The organism is Streptomyces sp. 135 (genome assembly GCF_020026305.1).
In the GTDB taxonomy this organism is placed as follows: Bacteria; Actinomycetota; Actinomycetes; order Streptomycetales; family Streptomycetaceae; genus Streptomyces.
The window spans coordinates 1,266,032-1,282,740 of the sequence record NZ_CP075691.1; the positions used below are offsets into that span (position 1 = coordinate 1,266,032).

Here is a 16,709-nt window from a genome sequence, read left to right on the forward strand (position 1 = left end):
CCCCACCGGCGTGCCGGGCGGCACCCGTTGCGGGTACCGCCCGGCAGCCGGTCATGATCAGCGACCCGCGCTGTCCACCACCGCGGCCCACTCGTCGAGCAGCGCCTGGGCGGACGCGTCGTCGGGCCCCTCGGCCCACAGATGGGTGACGGCCTCCGCCGGGTCCGGCAGCACCAGCACCCAGCGCCCGTCGGCCTCCACGACCCGCACACCGTCGGTGGTGTCGACGGACCGGTCCCCGGCCTCCTCCACCACACGCCGCATCACGAGCCCCTTGACGGCCCACGGCGTCGCGAGGTCGCGTCGCTGCACATGCGCCCGCGGAATGCGCGCGTCGATCTGGCTCAGAGTGAGCTGGGTACGCGCCACAAGACCGATGAGCCGCACGAACGCGGCCGTACCGTCGAACACGCTGCTGAACTCGGGCACGATGAAACCACCTCGGCCGTCGCCACCGAAGATCGTCGACTCACCGCGTCCGACCCGCGTCAGATCGTCGGGCGAGGTCGTCGTCCAGTCCACCTGCGTGCCGTGGTACGCGGCCACCTGCTCGGCGATCCGCGTCGTGGTCACCGGCAGGGCCACCCGCCCGCTGCGCCGCTCGGCGGCCACCAGGTCGAGCATCACCAGCAGGGCCCGGTCGTCCTCGACGATCCGTCCCTTCTCGTCCACGAGCGAGAGCCGCTCACCTACCGGGTCGAACCGCACGCCGAAGGCCGCTCGTGCCGACGCCACGATCTCGCCGAGCCGCACCAGGCCGGCCCTGCGGGCATCCGCGGTCTCGGTGGGCCGCGACTCGTCGAGGCCGGGGTTGATCGTCAGCGCGTCCACGCCGAGCTTGCCGAGCAGGCTGGGCAGCACCAGTCCGGCGCTTCCGTTGGACGCGTCGACGACGACCTTCAGCCCCGACTCTGCGATCCCGGAGGTGTCGACATTCCGGAGCAGGGACCCGGTGTAGGAGTCGAAGACGCTGGACGGGAAGTGCAGATCCCCGATCTCGCCGGGGAAGGCCCGCCGGTACTCCTGACGCGCGTATACCCGGTCGAGTTTCCGCTGGCTTCCCTGCGAGAGGTCGGCGCCCTCCCCGTCGAAGAACATGATATCGACGGAGTCCGGCACCCCGGGCGTCGTCCGGATCATGATGCCGCCGGCACTGCCGCGCGCCGTCTGCTGCCGCGCGACCGGCAGCGGCACGTTCTCCAGATCGCGTACGTCGATGGCGCTGGCCTGCAACGCCGAGATCACCGCTCGCTTGAGCGCCCGGGCGCCTCGCGAGTGGTCACGCGCGGTGGTGACGGTCGAGCCCTTCTTCAGGGTCGTCGCATACGCACCCGCGAGACGCACGGCGAGTTCAGGCGTGATCTCCACGTTCAGGATGCCGGAGACACCACGGGCCCCGAAGAGGTGCGCCTGGCCGCGGGACTCCCAGATGACGGACGTATTGACGAACGCGCCCGCCTCGATCGTCTTGAACGGGTAGACCCGCACATTGCCCTGGATGATCGATTCTTCACCGACGAGGCACTCGTCGCCGATGACCGCGCCATCCTCGATGCGGGCGGCCCGCATGATGTCGGTGTTCTTGCCGACGACGCAGCCACGCAGATTGCTGTGCTGACCGATGTAGACGTTGTCGTGCACGACGGCCTTGTGCAGAAACGCGCCCTCCTTCACGACGACGTTCGAACCCACCACGGTGTGCTCACGAATCTCGACGTTCGCCTCGACCTTGGCGTAGTCCCCGATGTACAGGGGCCCGCGCAGCACGGCGTCAGGGTGCACCTCGGCGCCCTCGGCGACCCATACGCCGGGGGAGATCTCGAAGCCGTCGAGCTCGACGTCGACCTTGCCCTCCAGGACGTCGGCCTGCGCCTTGCCGTAGCTCTCGTGCGTACCGACGTCCTCCCAGTAGCCCTCGGCGACAAACCCGTAGATGGGCTTGCCCTCCTTCATCAGCTGCGGGAAGACATCACCGGACCAGTCGACCGGCACGTCGGCCTCGACATAGTCGAACACCTCGGGCTCCATCACATAGATGCCCGTGTTCACCGTGTCGGAGAAGACCTGCCCCCAGGTCGGCTTCTCCAGGAAGCGCTCGACCTTGCCTTCCTCGTCCACGATGGTGATGCCGAATTCAAGGGGGTTGGGTACGCGCGTCAGACAGACGGTGACGAGCGCACCCTTTTCCTTGTGGAAGTTAATCAGCTCGGTGAGGTCGAAGTCGGTCAGCGCGTCACCTGAGATCACGAGGAAGGCATCGTCCTTCAGCGCTTCCTCGGCGTTCTTCACGCTGCCTGCGGTGCCGAGCGGCTTCTCCTCGTTGGCATAGGTGAGCTCCATCCCGAGCTCTTCGCCGTCGCCGAAATAGTTCTTGACGAGCGACGCCAAGAACTGCACTGTTACCACGGTCTCGGTCAGACCATGCCTCTTCAGCAGGCGCAGCACATGCTCCATGATCGGCCGGTTGGCCACGGGCAAGAGCGGCTTGGGCATGCTAGAGGTCATGGGGCGAAGGCGGGTACCCTCACCGCCGGCCATTACGACGGCCTTCATGTCGGAAACGTCCTCCTCAATAGACGACGATCTAGCCGACTCAGCCCGCCAAGCAGGACCCGCATACGTCAAACGCGGGCCTTCGCGCCTCTACGGTCACCTAATTGGCAGGCTCAATCGGCCATGCTGTCCGCTTTCACAAGTCGGCGGACCTGGACTACATACAGGATCCCTGCCCACCAATACAGAGTTGTACCCCATCCAGCGAACGCCCATCCGAAAATAGCAGCGAGAGAAGCGATCCAGCTACTTCCGTCGCTCAGGAGCAGTAGTGGAAAGGCGTACATCAGGTTGAAGGTGGCGGCCTTGCCCAGGAAGTTCACCTGCGGCGGCGGATAGCCGTGGCGCCTGAGGATCCAGACCATCACCAGGAGGACCAGTTCGCGCAGCAGAAGTACGCCCGTCAGCCAGAGCGGAAGAATCTCCCGCCACGTCAGGCCGACAAGCGTCGACAGGATGTAGAGCCGGTCGGCCGCGGGGTCGAGGAGCCGGCCGAGGTTGCTGATCTGGTTCCAGCGGCGTGCGAGCTTGCCGTCGAGGTAGTCGCTGACGCCGCTGAGCGCGAGCACCAGCAGCGCCCACCCGTCGCTGTTGGGCCCTCCGAACTCAGGCCTGAGGATCAACCACAGGAAGAGGGGCACGCCGACGAGGCGCGCCATGCTGAGGATGTTCGGGATGGTGAGGACACGGTCCGTCTGGACACGCGTCTCCTGGACCTCCACCCGGGGGCCTCCTGTGGGAAAAGAACCAATGATGCCCCTGACCCTACCCTTAGCGGCGAGACGACGATGCGGAGGGGTGGCAGGTACCACCCCCTGAAAACAAAAAAAGCCGTGGTTCCTGGAAATGAATCCAGGAACCACGGCTATAAAAGGAGTTCGGCGGCGTCCTACTCTCCCACAGGGTCCCCCCTGCAGTACCATCGGCGCTGTGAGGCTTAGCTTCCGGGTTCGGAATGTAACCGGGCGTTTCCCTCACGCTATGACCACCGAAACACTATGAAACTGTCAACCGCACCATGCGTGACCACACATGGGGTTGTTCGTGGTTTCAGAACCAACACAGTGGACGCGAGCAACTGAGGACAAGCCCTCGGCCTATTAGTACCAGTCACCTCCACCCGTTACCGGGCTTCCAGATCTGGCCTATCAACCCAGTCGTCTACTGGGAGCCTTAACCCCTCAAAGGGGTGGAATACTCATCTCGAAGCAGGCTTCCCGCTTAGATGCTTTCAGCGGTTATCCTTTCCGAACGTAGCCAACCAGCCATGCCCTTGGCAGGACAACTGGCACACCAGAGGTTCGTCCGTCCCGGTCCTCTCGTACTAGGGACAGCCCTTCTCAATATTCCTACGCGCACAGAGGATAGGGACCGAACTGTCTCACGACGTTCTAAACCCAGCTCGCGTACCGCTTTAATGGGCGAACAGCCCAACCCTTGGGACCGACTCCAGCCCCAGGATGCGACGAGCCGACATCGAGGTGCCAAACCATCCCGTCGATATGGACTCTTGGGAAGATCAGCCTGTTATCCCTGGGGTACCTTTTATCCGTTGAGCGACGGCGCTTCCACAAGCCACCGCCGGATCACTAGTCCTGACTTTCGTCCCTGCTCGACCCGTCGGTCTCACAGTCAAGCTCCCTTGTGCACTTACACTCAACACCTGATTACCAACCAGGCTGAGGGAACCTTTGGGCGCCTCCGTTACTCTTTGGGAGGCAACCGCCCCAGTTAAACTACCCATCAGACACTGTCCCTGATCCGGATCACGGACCGAGGTTAGACATCCAGCACGACCAGAGTGGTATTTCAACGGCGACTCCACACACTGGCGTGCATGCTTCACAGTCTCCCACCTATCCTACACAAGCCGAACCGAACACCAATATCAAACTGTAGTAAAGGTCCCGGGGTCTTTCCGTCCTTCTGCGCGAAACGAGCATCTTTACTCGTAGTGCAATTTCACCGGGCCTATGGTTGAGACAGTCGAGAAGTCGTTACGCCATTCGTGCAGGTCGGAACTTACCCGACAAGGAATTTCGCTACCTTAGGATGGTTATAGTTACCACCGCCGTTTACTGGCGCTTAAGTTCTCAGCTTCGCACACCCGAAAGTGCACTAACCGGTCCCCTTAACGTTCCAGCACTGGCAGGCGTCAGTCCGTATACATCGCCTTACGGCTTCGCACGGACCTGTGTTTTAGTAAACAGTCGCTTCGTTGGTCTCTGCGGCCACCCCCAGCTCAGAGTGCAAGACTCATCACCGGTGATGGCCCCCTTCTCCCGAAGTTACGGGGCATTTTGCCGAGTTCCTAACCATAGTTCACCCGAACGCCTCGGTATTCTCTACCTGACCACCTGAGTCGGTTTAGGTACGGGCCGCCATGAAACTCGCTAGAGGCTTTTCTCGACAGCATAGGATCATCCACTTCACCACAATCGGCTCGGCATCAGGTCTCACCCTCATGTCATCCGGATTTGCCTAGATGACGGGCTACACCCTTACCCCGGGACAACCACCGCCCGGGCTGGACTACCTTCCTGCGTCACCCCATCACTCACCTACTACCACCTTGGGCTTACGGCTCCACCACTTTCCTTTCCCGAAGGGTCCGGAACGGCTTCACGGCCTTAGCATTAATGGGCTCGATGTTTGACGCTTCACAGCGGGTACCGGAATATCAACCGGTTATCCATCGACTACGCCTGTCGGCCTCGCCTTAGGTCCCGACTTACCCTGGGCAGATCAGCTTGACCCAGGAACCCTTAGTCAATCGGCGCACACGTTTCTCACGTATGTATCGCTACTCATGCCTGCATTCTCACTCGTGAACCGTCCACCACTGCCTTCCGGCGCAGCTTCACCCGGCACACGACGCTCCCTACCCATCACGATCCCCGTTGGGGTATATATCGCAATGACACGACTTCGGCGGTACGCTTGAGCCCCGCTACATTGTCGGCGCGGAATCACTAGACCAGTGAGCTATTACGCACTCTTTCAAGGGTGGCTGCTTCTAAGCCAACCTCCTGGTTGTCTGTGCGACTCCACATCCTTTCCCACTTAGCGTACGCTTAGGGGCCTTAGTCGATGCTCTGGGCTGTTTCCCTCTCGACCATGGAGCTTATCCCCCACAGTCTCACTGCCGCGCTCTCACTTACCGGCATTCGGAGTTTGGCTAAGGTCAGTAACCCGGTAGGGCCCATCGCCTATCCAGTGCTCTACCTCCGGCAAGAAACACACGACGCTGCACCTAAATGCATTTCGGGGAGAACCAGCTATCACGGAGTTTGATTGGCCTTTCACCCCTAACCACAGGTCATCCCCCAGGTTTTCAACCCTGGTGGGTTCGGTCCTCCACGACCTCTTACAGCCGCTTCAACCTGCCCATGGCTAGATCACTCCGCTTCGGGTCTTGAGCGCGCTACTAAATCGCCCTATTCGGACTCGCTTTCGCTACGGCTTCCCCACACGGGTTAACCTCGCAACACACCGCAAACTCGCAGGCTCATTCTTCAAAAGGCACGCAGTCACGAGGATGGAGCAAGCTCCATCCCGACGCTCCCACGGCTTGTAGGCACACGGTTTCAGGTACTATTTCACTCCGCTCCCGCGGTACTTTTCACCATTCCCTCACGGTACTATCCGCTATCGGTCACCAGGGAATATTTAGGCTTAACGGGTGGTCCCGCCAGATTCACACGGGATTTCTCGGGCCCCGTGCTACTTGGGTGTCTCTCAAACGAGCCGCTGATGTTTCGACTACGGGGTCTTACCTCTACGCCGGACCTTTCGCATGTCCTTCGTCTACATCAACGGTTTCTGACTCGTCTCACAGCCGGTAGACTATGAAAGAGAGATCCCACAACCCCCACGACGCAACCCCTGCCGGGTATCACACGTCGTAGGTTTGGCCTCATCCGGTTTCGCTCGCCACTACTCCCGGAATCACGGTTGTTTTCTCTTCCTGCGGGTACTGAGATGTTTCACTTCCCCGCGTTCCCTCCACACTGCCTATGTGTTCAGCAGCGGGTGACAGCCCATGACGACTGCCGGGTTTCCCATTCGAAACCCCGGATCAAAGCCTGGTTGACGGCTCCCGGGGACTATCGTGGCCTCCCACGTCCTTCATCGGTTCCTGGTGCCAAGGCATCCACCGTGCGCCCTTAAAAACTTGGCCACAGATGCTCGCGTCCACTGTGCAGTTCTCAAACAACGACCAACCACCCATCACAGCCCGCCAAAGCGAACCTTCACTGGGGTCGGCATCCCGAAGGACAGGCTTGACAGCCCGTACCCTCAGATACCCAACAGCGTGCCCGACCAGCCCCCGTCCGGAGATCATGCTTTCCACGCCCTTGCGAGCAGTACTTACAGCCTCCGACCCGTGAACCAGGCCGAGTAGTCAACGTTCCACCCATGAGCAACCACCGTCGATCGTTTGCCGACGTAGTGGCCTCTGACCTCACCCCGGAGGGATCGGTAAGAAGTGCTCCTTAGAAAGGAGGTGATCCAGCCGCACCTTCCGGTACGGCTACCTTGTTACGACTTCGTCCCAATCGCCAGTCCCACCTTCGACAGCTCCCTCCCACAAGGGGTTGGGCCACCGGCTTCGGGTGTTACCGACTTTCGTGACGTGACGGGCGGTGTGTACAAGGCCCGGGAACGTATTCACCGCAGCAATGCTGATCTGCGATTACTAGCAACTCCGACTTCATGGGGTCGAGTTGCAGACCCCAATCCGAACTGAGACAGGCTTTTTGAGATTCGCTCCGCCTCGCGGCTTCGCAGCTCATTGTACCTGCCATTGTAGCACGTGTGCAGCCCAAGACATAAGGGGCATGATGACTTGACGTCGTCCCCACCTTCCTCCGAGTTGACCCCGGCAGTCTCCTGTGAGTCCCCATCACCCCGAAGGGCATGCTGGCAACACAGAACAAGGGTTGCGCTCGTTGCGGGACTTAACCCAACATCTCACGACACGAGCTGACGACAGCCATGCACCACCTGTATACCGACCACAAGGGGGGCACCATCTCTGATGCTTTCCGGTATATGTCAAGCCTTGGTAAGGTTCTTCGCGTTGCGTCGAATTAAGCCACATGCTCCGCTGCTTGTGCGGGCCCCCGTCAATTCCTTTGAGTTTTAGCCTTGCGGCCGTACTCCCCAGGCGGGGAACTTAATGCGTTAGCTGCGGCACCGACGACGTGGAATGTCGCCAACACCTAGTTCCCACCGTTTACGGCGTGGACTACCAGGGTATCTAATCCTGTTCGCTCCCCACGCTTTCGCTCCTCAGCGTCAGTAATGGCCCAGAGATCCGCCTTCGCCACCGGTGTTCCTCCTGATATCTGCGCATTTCACCGCTACACCAGGAATTCCGATCTCCCTACCACACTCTAGCCTGCCCGTATCGACTGCAGACCCGGGTTAAGCCCGGCTTTCACAACCGACGTGACAAGCCGCCTACGAGCTCTTTACGCCCAATAATTCCGGACAACGCTTGCGCCCTACGTATTACCGCGGCTGCTGGCACGTAGTTAGCCTGCGCTTCTTCTGCAGGTACCGTCACTTTCGCTTCTTCCCTGCTGAAAGAGGTTTACAACCCGAAGGCCGTCATCCCTCACGCGGCGTCGCTGCATCAGGCTTTCGCCCATTGTGCAATATTCCCCACTGCTGCCTCCCGTAGGAGTCTGGGCCGTGTCTCAGTCCCAGTGTGGCCGGTCGCCCTCTCAGGCTACTACCTGTCGTCGCCTTGGTGAGCTTCTACCTCACCAACAAGCTGATAGGCCGCGGGCTCATCCTGCACCGCCGGAGCTTTCAACACACTCAGATGCCTGAGCGTGTGTTATCCGGTATTAGACCCCGTTTCCAGGGCTTGTCCCAGAGTGCAGGGCAGATTGCCCACGTGTTACTCACCCGTTCGCCACTAATCCCCACCGAAGTGGTTCATCGTTCGACTTGCATGTGTTAAGCACGCCGCCAGCGTTCGTCCTGAGCCAGGATCAAACTCTCCGTGAATGTTTTCCCGTAATCGGGATGAACACCACGAGAGCGGAACCAAGGAGAGGAATAATCCCCGGTTCACAGCGTCCTCGCTGTGTCGCCTGCACGATCAAATTGCCGTACAGGACTTTTCAAAGGAACCTCAACTCACCGAAGTGAGTCGGGGTATCAACATATCTGGCGTTGACTTTGGCACGCTGTTGAGTTCTCAAGGAACGGACGCTTCCTTTGTACTCACCCGCAGACCTTGTCTGGGGTTTTCCTCCCTTCCCTTCGGTGTTTCTTTTGTTCTTGCGTTTCCGACTCTATCAGACTCTTTCGTGTCCGATTTCCTCGGTGCCTTCCGACTTTATCAGGTCTCATTCGACTCTCTGACCACGGTCACCGCATGACATGCGGAACCAGACTCAGGGATAAGATCTGACGTGAAGGATGTCGCCGAGCCTGGACGCTTGCCGCGTCCCGTGGCCTCAGGCAGAGTCCGACTCTACATCGCCCTCCGGGCAGGCGCAAATCGTTCGTGCTGTGCTCCTACGTCCGTCAACCGGGATCTCTCGTGCGGAACCGGGACTTCTTATGACTTACGCTTCTGAGCAGCGCGTCGTCCAGGACAGGTAGCGACGGCGGCTACGAATCTCCACCCCCTGGGAGGCTTGCCATGACCAGTGTTTCGTCCCCGCTTGCTGGACGCGCCATTGGGCTCTCCGCAGTACCGGATCCCGTCTTCTATCGGGAGGCCATTGATCGGTGTTCCGAGATCGGAGACCGGCGTCCTGACGCACCTCGGCATCGACACCGTGCAGCTCAACGTGAGCCATCGGTGCGGCGCGGTCAGGCCGTGATCGGGCGAGGTTCGGGCACCACGGCCGAGTGAACTCATCGAGGACGGCGACGTCGGCGGTCCTGGAGGCTATCCGCCGCACTATCAGAGCAGTTGCCTCGCGGCGAGGAGGCGGCGGTCCTGGAGCGAACAGGGCGGAGCGCGCCGCCGTCAGGCCGTGGAAGCTGTGGCGGCCGACCTGATTGCACGCGGCAATCTGGCCGGTGGCGAGGCACAGGCGGTGCTCGAGGCGCAGGCCATGATCGCCCAGGACCCGGAGCTCATGTCCGACGTCGACCGGCGCATCACCGTCGGCAGCACGGCCGAGCGCGCCGTCTACGACGCGTTCTCGCACTACCGTGAGCTGCTGGCCGGTGCCGGTGAGTACATGGCCGGTCGGGTGGCGGACCTGGACGACGTGCGGAACCGCATCGTCGCCCGGCTGCTCGGCGTTCCGATGCCGGGTGTCCCGGACAGCGACGAGCCGTACGTACTGATCGCGCGGGACCTGGCGCCCGCGGACACCGCGCTGCTGGACCCGGCTCTGGTGCTCGGCTTCGTGACGGAGGAGGGCGGGCCCACCAGCCACAGCGCGATCCTCGCGCGGGCGCTCGGTGTCCCGGCCGTCGTCGCGCTGCCGGGCGCGGGTGAGCTCGCGGAGGGCACCGTCGTGGCTGTCGACGGCAGCACCGGCGAGATCTTCGTCGACCCGAGCGTGGAGAAGCGGGAGCAGCTGGAGGCGGCCGCTGCCGAGCGCAAGGCCGCGCTGGCGGCGTCGACCGGTCCGGGCGCGACGTCCGACGGGCACAAGGTTCCTCTCCTCGCCAATGTCGGCGGTCCCGCCGATGTGCCGGCCGCCGTCGAGGCGGGAGCCGAGGGCGTCGGTCTCTTCCGTACCGAGTTCCTCTTCCTGGACGACAGCACCAAGGCGCCGTCGGAGGAGAAGCAGGTCGAGGCTTACCGCAAGGTGCTCGAGGCCTTCCCCGAGGGTCGTGTGGTCGTGCGGGTGCTGGATGCCGGTGCGGACAAGCCGCTCGACTTCCTGACGCCGGCCGATGAGCCGAACCCGGCGCTGGGCGTGCGGGGTCTGCGGTCGCTGCTGGATCACCCGGAGGTGCTCCGGACGCAGCTGACCGCGCTGGCCAAGGCCGCAGAGGGGCTGCCGGTCTACCTTGAGGTCATGGCGCCCATGGTCGCGGACCGCACCGATGCCAAGGCGTTCGCGGACGCGTGTCGTGAGGCCGGGCTACAGGCCAAGTTCGGTGCGATGGTCGAGATCCCGTCGGCGGCGCTGCGGGCGCGCTCGATCCTTCAGGAGGTCGAGTTCCTTTCGCTGGGGACCAACGACCTCGCGCAGTACGCGTTCGCCGCCGACCGTCAGGTGGGTGCCGTGTCACGGCTCCAGGATCCGTGGCAGCCCGCGCTGCTCGACCTGGTCTCGCTGTCCGCCGAGGCGGCGCGGGCCGAGGGCAAGAGCTGTGGTGTGTGCGGTGAGGCCGCGTCCGACCCGCTGCTCGCCTGTGTGCTGACCGGTCTGGGGGTCACCTCCCTGTCGATGGGTGCGGCGTCGATTCCCTACGTGCGGGCGACGCTCGGCAAGTACACGCTGGCGCAGTGCGAGCGCGCGGCGGCGGCTGCTCGTGCCGCGGACACCGCCGAGGAGGCCCGGCAGGCCGCCCAGGCGGTGCTGTCCGGCGAGTAGCCGTACGGTCGTTGTTCCGAGGGGCGTCCCACCGATGCGGTGGGGCGCCCCTCGGGCGTTCAGTGGGTGTGGCCCCTTTCCGGTTCGTCGCCTTCGAGGTGGGGTGCCGCGCAGTAGTCGACGCCGGATTCCGGGGCGACCAGCTCGCCTGAGATGGCGTCGGTGCAGTACGCGTCGAAGACCTCGGCGGCGGTGAGGGGTTGGAGGCGACCGCCGCTCATGCGCCATCCCTGGACGCGGTCGCGGGTGCCTTCGGCGGTGCAGCGAAGCACCATGCCGGCCGCGCGGTGGGTGGCGATGCCGACGGCGAGGACCGTGGCGACCTCCAGGGCTTCGGTCTCATCGACCAGGGCGCTGCCGTCCGCGTCGATCTCGACGTGCAGGGCGGCGAGGAGCGTCTCGGATTCGCAGGGCACGCTGCACACCAGGTGCCGGGTGCCGGGGCCCGAGGTGTCGAGGGCCCGGGTGATCAGTTCCGAGGCCCGGGCGAAGGCGGCCCGTCCGATGTCCTCACCGCAGGTCGCGCACGGGCCGCTGCGGGCGAGGACCACCGTCGCGTACTCCCAGGTGGCCTTGCGGACCGCCTCGTCGACGAGGTCGGGGAGGAGGTCGGCGAGGGGCTGGCCTTCGTAGGGCACGGTGGGGCCGCCCGATGCCAGTTCGGCGGTGAAGCGGCTGCGGCTGCCCGGGGCGTCGGGGTCGAGGCCGGTGTCCGCGCAGTACGCCTCGTACTCCTCGGGGTCGAAGAGGGCGACGGTGGTGTGCCTGCCCTGGGACGCGAGCGTCTTGAGCAGGGCTTCGACCTGCTGGAGGTAGGTCGTGTGGTCGTCGAAGGTGAAGGTGCGGTAGCGACGCATCGCCGCGAAGTCCTCCTCATCGGCCAACAGGCCGATGGTTCCGGCGACTTCGCGGCGTAGAGCACGTCGCATCGTGTCGTGTCGGGTGTGCGCCATGATTCCCCCTGCGCTCGGCGATCAATGCTCACTCAGAGTAACCAGGGGCACTGACAACGGGCGCTGAGCTGGGGATACCTCGGTCAGGTGCGCTTGGCGGCGAGGTCCTCGTAGAAGCGGAGGAGGTCGAGGTCGTCGACCGAGCCGGGGTTGACCGCCTTGTGCAGCGGGGTGCCTTGGAGGAGGCGCTTGACCGGGACCTCGATGCGCTTGCCGGTGAGGGTGTGCGGGATGCCGGGGACTTCGATGACCTCGTCGGGGACGTGGCGCGGGGAGAGCTGCTCGCGGATGGTCAGCTTGATGCGGTCGCGCAGGGCGTCGTCGAGGGCCGCGCCGGGGGCGAGGTGGACGAAGAGCGGCATCCAGTAGCCGCCGTCGGGCAGTTCGACGCCGATGACGAGGGATTCGCGGATCTCGGGGAGCCGCTCGACGGCCTCGTAGATGTCGGCGGAGCCCATGCGGACGCCCTGGCGGTTGAGCGTGGAGTCGGAGCGGCCGTGGATGATCACGGAGCCGCGTGAGGTGACGGTGATCCAGTCGCCGTGGCGCCAGACGCCGGGGTAGGTGGCGAAGTAGCTGTCGTGGTAGCGGGTGCCGTCCGGGTCGTTCCAGAAGTGGATGGGCATGGACGGCATGGGGTTGGTGACGACCAGTTCGCCGACCTCGTCGGTCAGCGGTTTGCCCTGGGGGTCCCAGGACTGGAGGTCGGTGCCCAGGCAGGGGGCCTGGAGTTCGCCGATGTGGACGGGGAGGGTGGGGACGGCGCCCGCGAAGCAGGAGCAGACGTCCGTGCCGCCGCTGACCGAGGCCGTCCACAGGCCGCCCGGGGTGCCTGGGTTGTCGGCGAATTCGTCGTGCAGCCAGCGGAAGCCGTCGGGGGGCAGCGGGGAGCCGGTCGTCGCGACGCATTTGACGCGTGAGAGGTCGAAGTCGCGGGCCGGGTGGACGTCGGCCTTGCGGCAGGCCATGACGTACGCGGCGGAGGTGCCGTAGAGGGTGGCTCCGGTGCGTTCGGCGATGCGCCACTGGGCCCCGGTGTCGGGGTAGCCGGGGCTGCCGTCGTACAGGACGATCGTGGTGCCCGTCAGGAGGCCGGAGACGAGGAAGTTCCACATCATCCAGCCGGTCGAGGTGTACCAGAAGAAGCGGTCGTCGGGGCCGAGGTCGCAGTGCAGGCCCAGTTGCTTGAGGTGTTCGACGAGGATGCCGCCCTGGGACTGGACGATCGCCTTGGGCAGGCCGGTGGTGCCGGAGGAGTACAGCACCCACAGGGGGTGGTCGAAGGGCACCGCTTCGAAGGCGGGCGCCACGTCGGCCGAGGTGAGGGCCGACCATTCCAGGGCGCCTTCGGGGGTGTCGGTGCCGAGCAGCGGGATGTGGACGACCGCGCGGAGGCTCGGCAGTTCGGAGCGGAGCTCGGCGACGGTTTCGCGGCGGTCGTGCTCCTTGCCGCCGTAGCGGTAGCCGTCGACGGTGAAGAGGACGACGGGCTCGACCTGCTGGAAGCGGTCCAGGACGCTGCGGGCGCCGAAGTCGGGGGCGCAGGAGGTCCAGACGGCTCCGACCGCGGCGGCGGCCAGGAGGGCGACGACGGCCTCGGGGATGTTCGGCAGGTAGCCGCTGACGCGGTCTCCGGGGCGTACGCCGAGTGCGCGCAGTTCCGCGGTCAGGGAGCCCACCTGGCGGCGCAGTTCGGACCAGGTGACGGGCCGCGGCTCGTGGTTCTCGTCGACATGGAGGAGGGCGGGGGTGTCCGCGCGCGCGGGGTCGTCGGCCGCACGCAGAGCGTGTTCCGCGTAGTTGAGGGTCGCGCCGGGGAACCACTGGGCGCCGGGCATCGAGCGGTCGCCGAGCACGCGCGCGTAGGGGGTGGAGAACTTGACGTCGAACCAGTCGGTGACGGCCTTCCAGAACGTCTCGAGTTCGGTCACCGACCAGTGGTGCAGTGCGTCGTAGCCCCCCTCGGCCGGTGCTCCGTAGTGCTCGGCGGCCCAGGTCTGGAATCGGGTGACCTGCGCGTCGGCGATCCTCTCCGGGCTCGGCTGCCAGAGCGGCGCAGGGTTCGCTGAGGACGTCATGGGGCGGCTCCCGGACTGGACGCGTCGTATGCGTGTGGGGTGCGCACGTGCTGGGTGTGCGCGTGAACACGGCTGAAAAGGACGATGCCACGTGATCGACTTCCGCACCAGGGTCGATTCCGCACGGTCGGCCCGGCGGCCGGGTGCCATCCCCCCAGGTGAACGGCAGTTGAACGAAGCACACGCGCAGTGTTTTCGGTGGCAGGGTGAGCAGCATGAACGGTCGTGACCTGGTGCGTTCGGTGAAGGCGGTGGGGATGGTCGGCACGGCGCAGGGGTTGCGCACGGTGCGTTCCTCGTGGCGCAGGTGGAGGGCGGACGCGACAGGGCTGGCTCCGCGGCGTGCCGAGCGTGCGCGGGTGCCCGGCCCCGTGGCGGAGGTGGAGCCGGGGCCGGGCGGGGGTGTGGTGCGGTTCGCCCGGTCCGAGCTGCGGGTGCGGGTGACCACCGGTGGGGCCGTCTTCTGGGGGTGGGACGGCGCGGAGCCTGAGCCGTCGTACGCGCTGGCGTGCGGGAGTCCTGAGCCGGATCCGCGAGCGGTCCTTGAGCCCGACAAGGAGGGCGGCTGGCGGGTGGTGTCGGAGCGCGCGACGTTGGTCGTGTCGCGCCAGGGGGCCGTGGAGTTGCGTACGCCCGGTGGCGTCATGCTGCGGCGTGATCTGCCGCCGCGCTGGTGGGAGCCGGTCGAGGGGGGTACGGCGCGCTGGGTGCAGCGGTCTCAGGTGCCGGCGGACGCGCGGTTCTTTGGACTCGGCGGTCGCTCCGGCGGGCCCCGGTTGCGGAACGGCACGTACCGGCTGTGGAACACCGATCCGGGCGGCTCCTTCGGACCTGGCGACGATCCGTTGTACATCACGATGCCGGTGCAGATGGTGGTGGCCGACGCCGGTACGCATCTGGTCTTCCACGACAACACGTGGGAGGGCGAGGTCCTGGTGCGGGAGGGCGAGGAGGGGGCGGGGTCGGGTCACGACCGGGTGGGTTCGTGCGAGGTGCGGATGGGCGGCGGGCCGCTGCGGTGCTGGGTGATGGCCGGCACTCCCGCGCGCGTGCTGCACACCTGGGCGTCACTCACGGGTCCCCCTGCGCTGCCGCCCTCGTGGGCGCTCGGGCACCATCACGCGCGGTGGGGGTTCGGCAGTGAGGAGGAGGTGCGGCGGATCGTCGCGGGCTACCGGGAGCATGGACTGCCGCTGGACGCGCTGCACCTGGACATCGACCACTACGAAGCGCATCAGGTGTTCACGGTCGACAAGGAGCGCTTCCCGCAGCTGCCGCGGTTCGCGGACGAGTTGCGCAAGGACGGGATCCGGCTCGTCTCGATCGTCGATCCGGCGGTGAAGGCGGAGCCGGGCGTCGGGACGTACGACCGCGGGGTGGCGGCCGACGCCTTCGTGCGGGACGCGGCGGGGCGGCTGGTGCGCGGTGTCGTATGGCCCGGTGAGGCGGTGTATCCGGACTTCACCGACCCGCGCGCGCGGAAGTGGTGGGGCCGTCTCTACGAGGAGCGGCTCGGTCAGGGGTTCGCGGGGTTCTGGCACGACATGAATGAGCCGGTGTCGTTCGCCGCGTTCGGCGAGGCGACGCTGCCCCGCTCCGCGCGGCACTGTCTGGAGGGGCGTGGCGGCGACCACCGGGAGGCCCACAACGTCTACGGGCTGGCGATGGCCCGCGCGGGATACGAGGGGCTGCTGGAGCTGCTTCCCGAGGAGCGGCCCTTCTTGTTCTCGCGTTCCGGGTGGGCGGGGATGCAGCGCTACGGAGGGACGTGGTCCGGTGATGTGTCCACGGGCTGGCCCGGGCTGCGGGCGTCGCTGTCGCTGGTGCTGGGTCTCGGGTTGTGCGGTGTGCCGTATTCGGGCCCTGATGTGGGCGGGTTCGACGGCAGTCCCTCTCCGGAGTTGTATCTGCGGTGGTTCCAACTCGGGGCGTATCTGCCGCTGTTCCGTACGCATGCGGCGATCACTGCCGGGCGGCGTGAGCCCTGGGAGTTCGGCGAGGAGGTGCTTGGGCACGCGCGCGTGGCGCTCGTCGAGCGCAGGCGGCTGCTGCCGTATTTCGTGACGCTCGCCCATCTGGCCCGTCTCACGGGCGCGCCCTATGTGCGGCCCCTGTGGTGGGGCTGTCCCGAGGACAGGGTGCTGCGCGACTGTGAGGACGCGTTCCTGTTGGGCGACTCCTTGTTGGTGGCGCCGGTCCTGGAGAGCGGTGCTCGGGTGCGGGCGCTGCGGCTGCCGCCGGGGCGGTGGTACGACACGGCGACCGGGAAGGCGTACGAAGGTCCGGGGCAGGTGCTGGTGGACGCTCCGCTGTCGCGTGCTCCGGTGCTGGCGCGCGCGGGCACGGTGCTGCCGGTGCGGGGGCGCGACGGTGGCCTTGAGCTGGAGGTGTGGGCGCCTGCCGAGGGACGCGTGGGCGGGGGCGTGGTCATCGCCGACACCGGTGACGGGTGGGGGAAGGCGGAGATCGAGCGGTTCACGACGCGGTGGAGCGGGAGGCGTGTGGTCGTCGAGCGGGACGGCGGCGAGGGCGAAGGCGAGACGGAGCGGCCGGTGCGGGTGCGGGGGCTCGTCGGGTGAGGTCTGCGGTGGAGCCGG

At 65.4% G+C, this 16,709-nt stretch carries 5 protein-coding genes, 3 rRNA genes and 2 pseudogenes; 3 read left to right on the plus strand and 7 right to left on the minus strand.

Annotated features, from left to right (window positions below; translation table 11 throughout):
* Positions 1–57: 57 nt before the first annotated feature.
* The 5 genes from KKZ08_RS05880 to KKZ08_RS05900 form a co-directional block, all read right to left on the minus strand.
* Complete coding sequence (locus KKZ08_RS05880) at positions 58–2,553, minus strand: mannose-1-phosphate guanyltransferase (RefSeq protein WP_223773427.1); 2,496 nt, start codon at positions 2,551–2,553, stop codon at positions 58–60.
* Positions 2,554–2,666: 113 nt separating this feature from the next.
* The gene (locus KKZ08_RS05885; protein ID WP_223773428.1) at positions 2,667–3,275 is read right to left on the minus strand and encodes a CDP-alcohol phosphatidyltransferase family protein; all 609 of its coding nucleotides are present in this window, start codon (positions 3,273–3,275) and stop codon (positions 2,667–2,669) included.
* A gap of 154 nt (positions 3,276–3,429) precedes the next feature.
* Positions 3,430–3,546 (minus strand): 5S ribosomal RNA (rrf, locus tag KKZ08_RS05890).
* 87 nt (positions 3,547–3,633) lie between these two features.
* Positions 3,634–6,733 (minus strand): 23S ribosomal RNA (locus KKZ08_RS05895).
* A gap of 320 nt (positions 6,734–7,053) precedes the next feature.
* Positions 7,054–8,574, minus strand: a 16S ribosomal RNA gene (locus KKZ08_RS05900).
* The 16S, 23S and 5S rRNA genes sit together here, the layout of an rRNA operon.
* A 643-nt stretch (positions 8,575–9,217) precedes the next feature.
* On the opposite strand from KKZ08_RS05900, the pseudogene KKZ08_RS05905 reads away from it, so the two are divergent.
* Positions 9,218–9,368, plus strand: a pseudogene (locus KKZ08_RS05905) (PTS glucose transporter subunit IIA); the annotation flags it as partial.
* Between the two features lie 171 nt (positions 9,369–9,539).
* Positions 9,540–11,081: pseudogene (ptsP, locus tag KKZ08_RS05910) on the plus strand (phosphoenolpyruvate--protein phosphotransferase); the annotation flags it as partial.
* A 59-nt stretch (positions 11,082–11,140) separates the two neighbouring features.
* Here ptsP and KKZ08_RS05915 read toward each other — a convergent pair.
* Together KKZ08_RS05915 and KKZ08_RS05920 are read right to left on the minus strand one after the other, a co-directional pair.
* Entirely contained in the window at positions 11,141–12,034 is an 894-nt protein-coding gene (locus KKZ08_RS05915) for a hypothetical protein (RefSeq protein ID WP_223773429.1), read from the minus strand.
* 83 nt (positions 12,035–12,117) lie between these two features.
* A complete protein-coding gene (locus tag KKZ08_RS05920; RefSeq protein WP_223773430.1) occupies positions 12,118–14,112 on the minus strand; it encodes an acetoacetate--CoA ligase in 1,995 nt (664 codons plus the stop codon).
* 215 nt (positions 14,113–14,327) lie between these two features.
* Here KKZ08_RS05920 and KKZ08_RS05925 point away from each other — a divergent pair, with 215 nt between their 5' ends.
* Positions 14,328–16,691 (plus strand): glycoside hydrolase family 31 protein, encoded by a 2,364-nt coding sequence (locus tag KKZ08_RS05925; RefSeq protein WP_223773431.1) that lies wholly within the window; start codon positions 14,328–14,330, stop codon positions 16,689–16,691.
* The last annotated feature ends 18 nt before the right edge of the window (positions 16,692–16,709 follow it).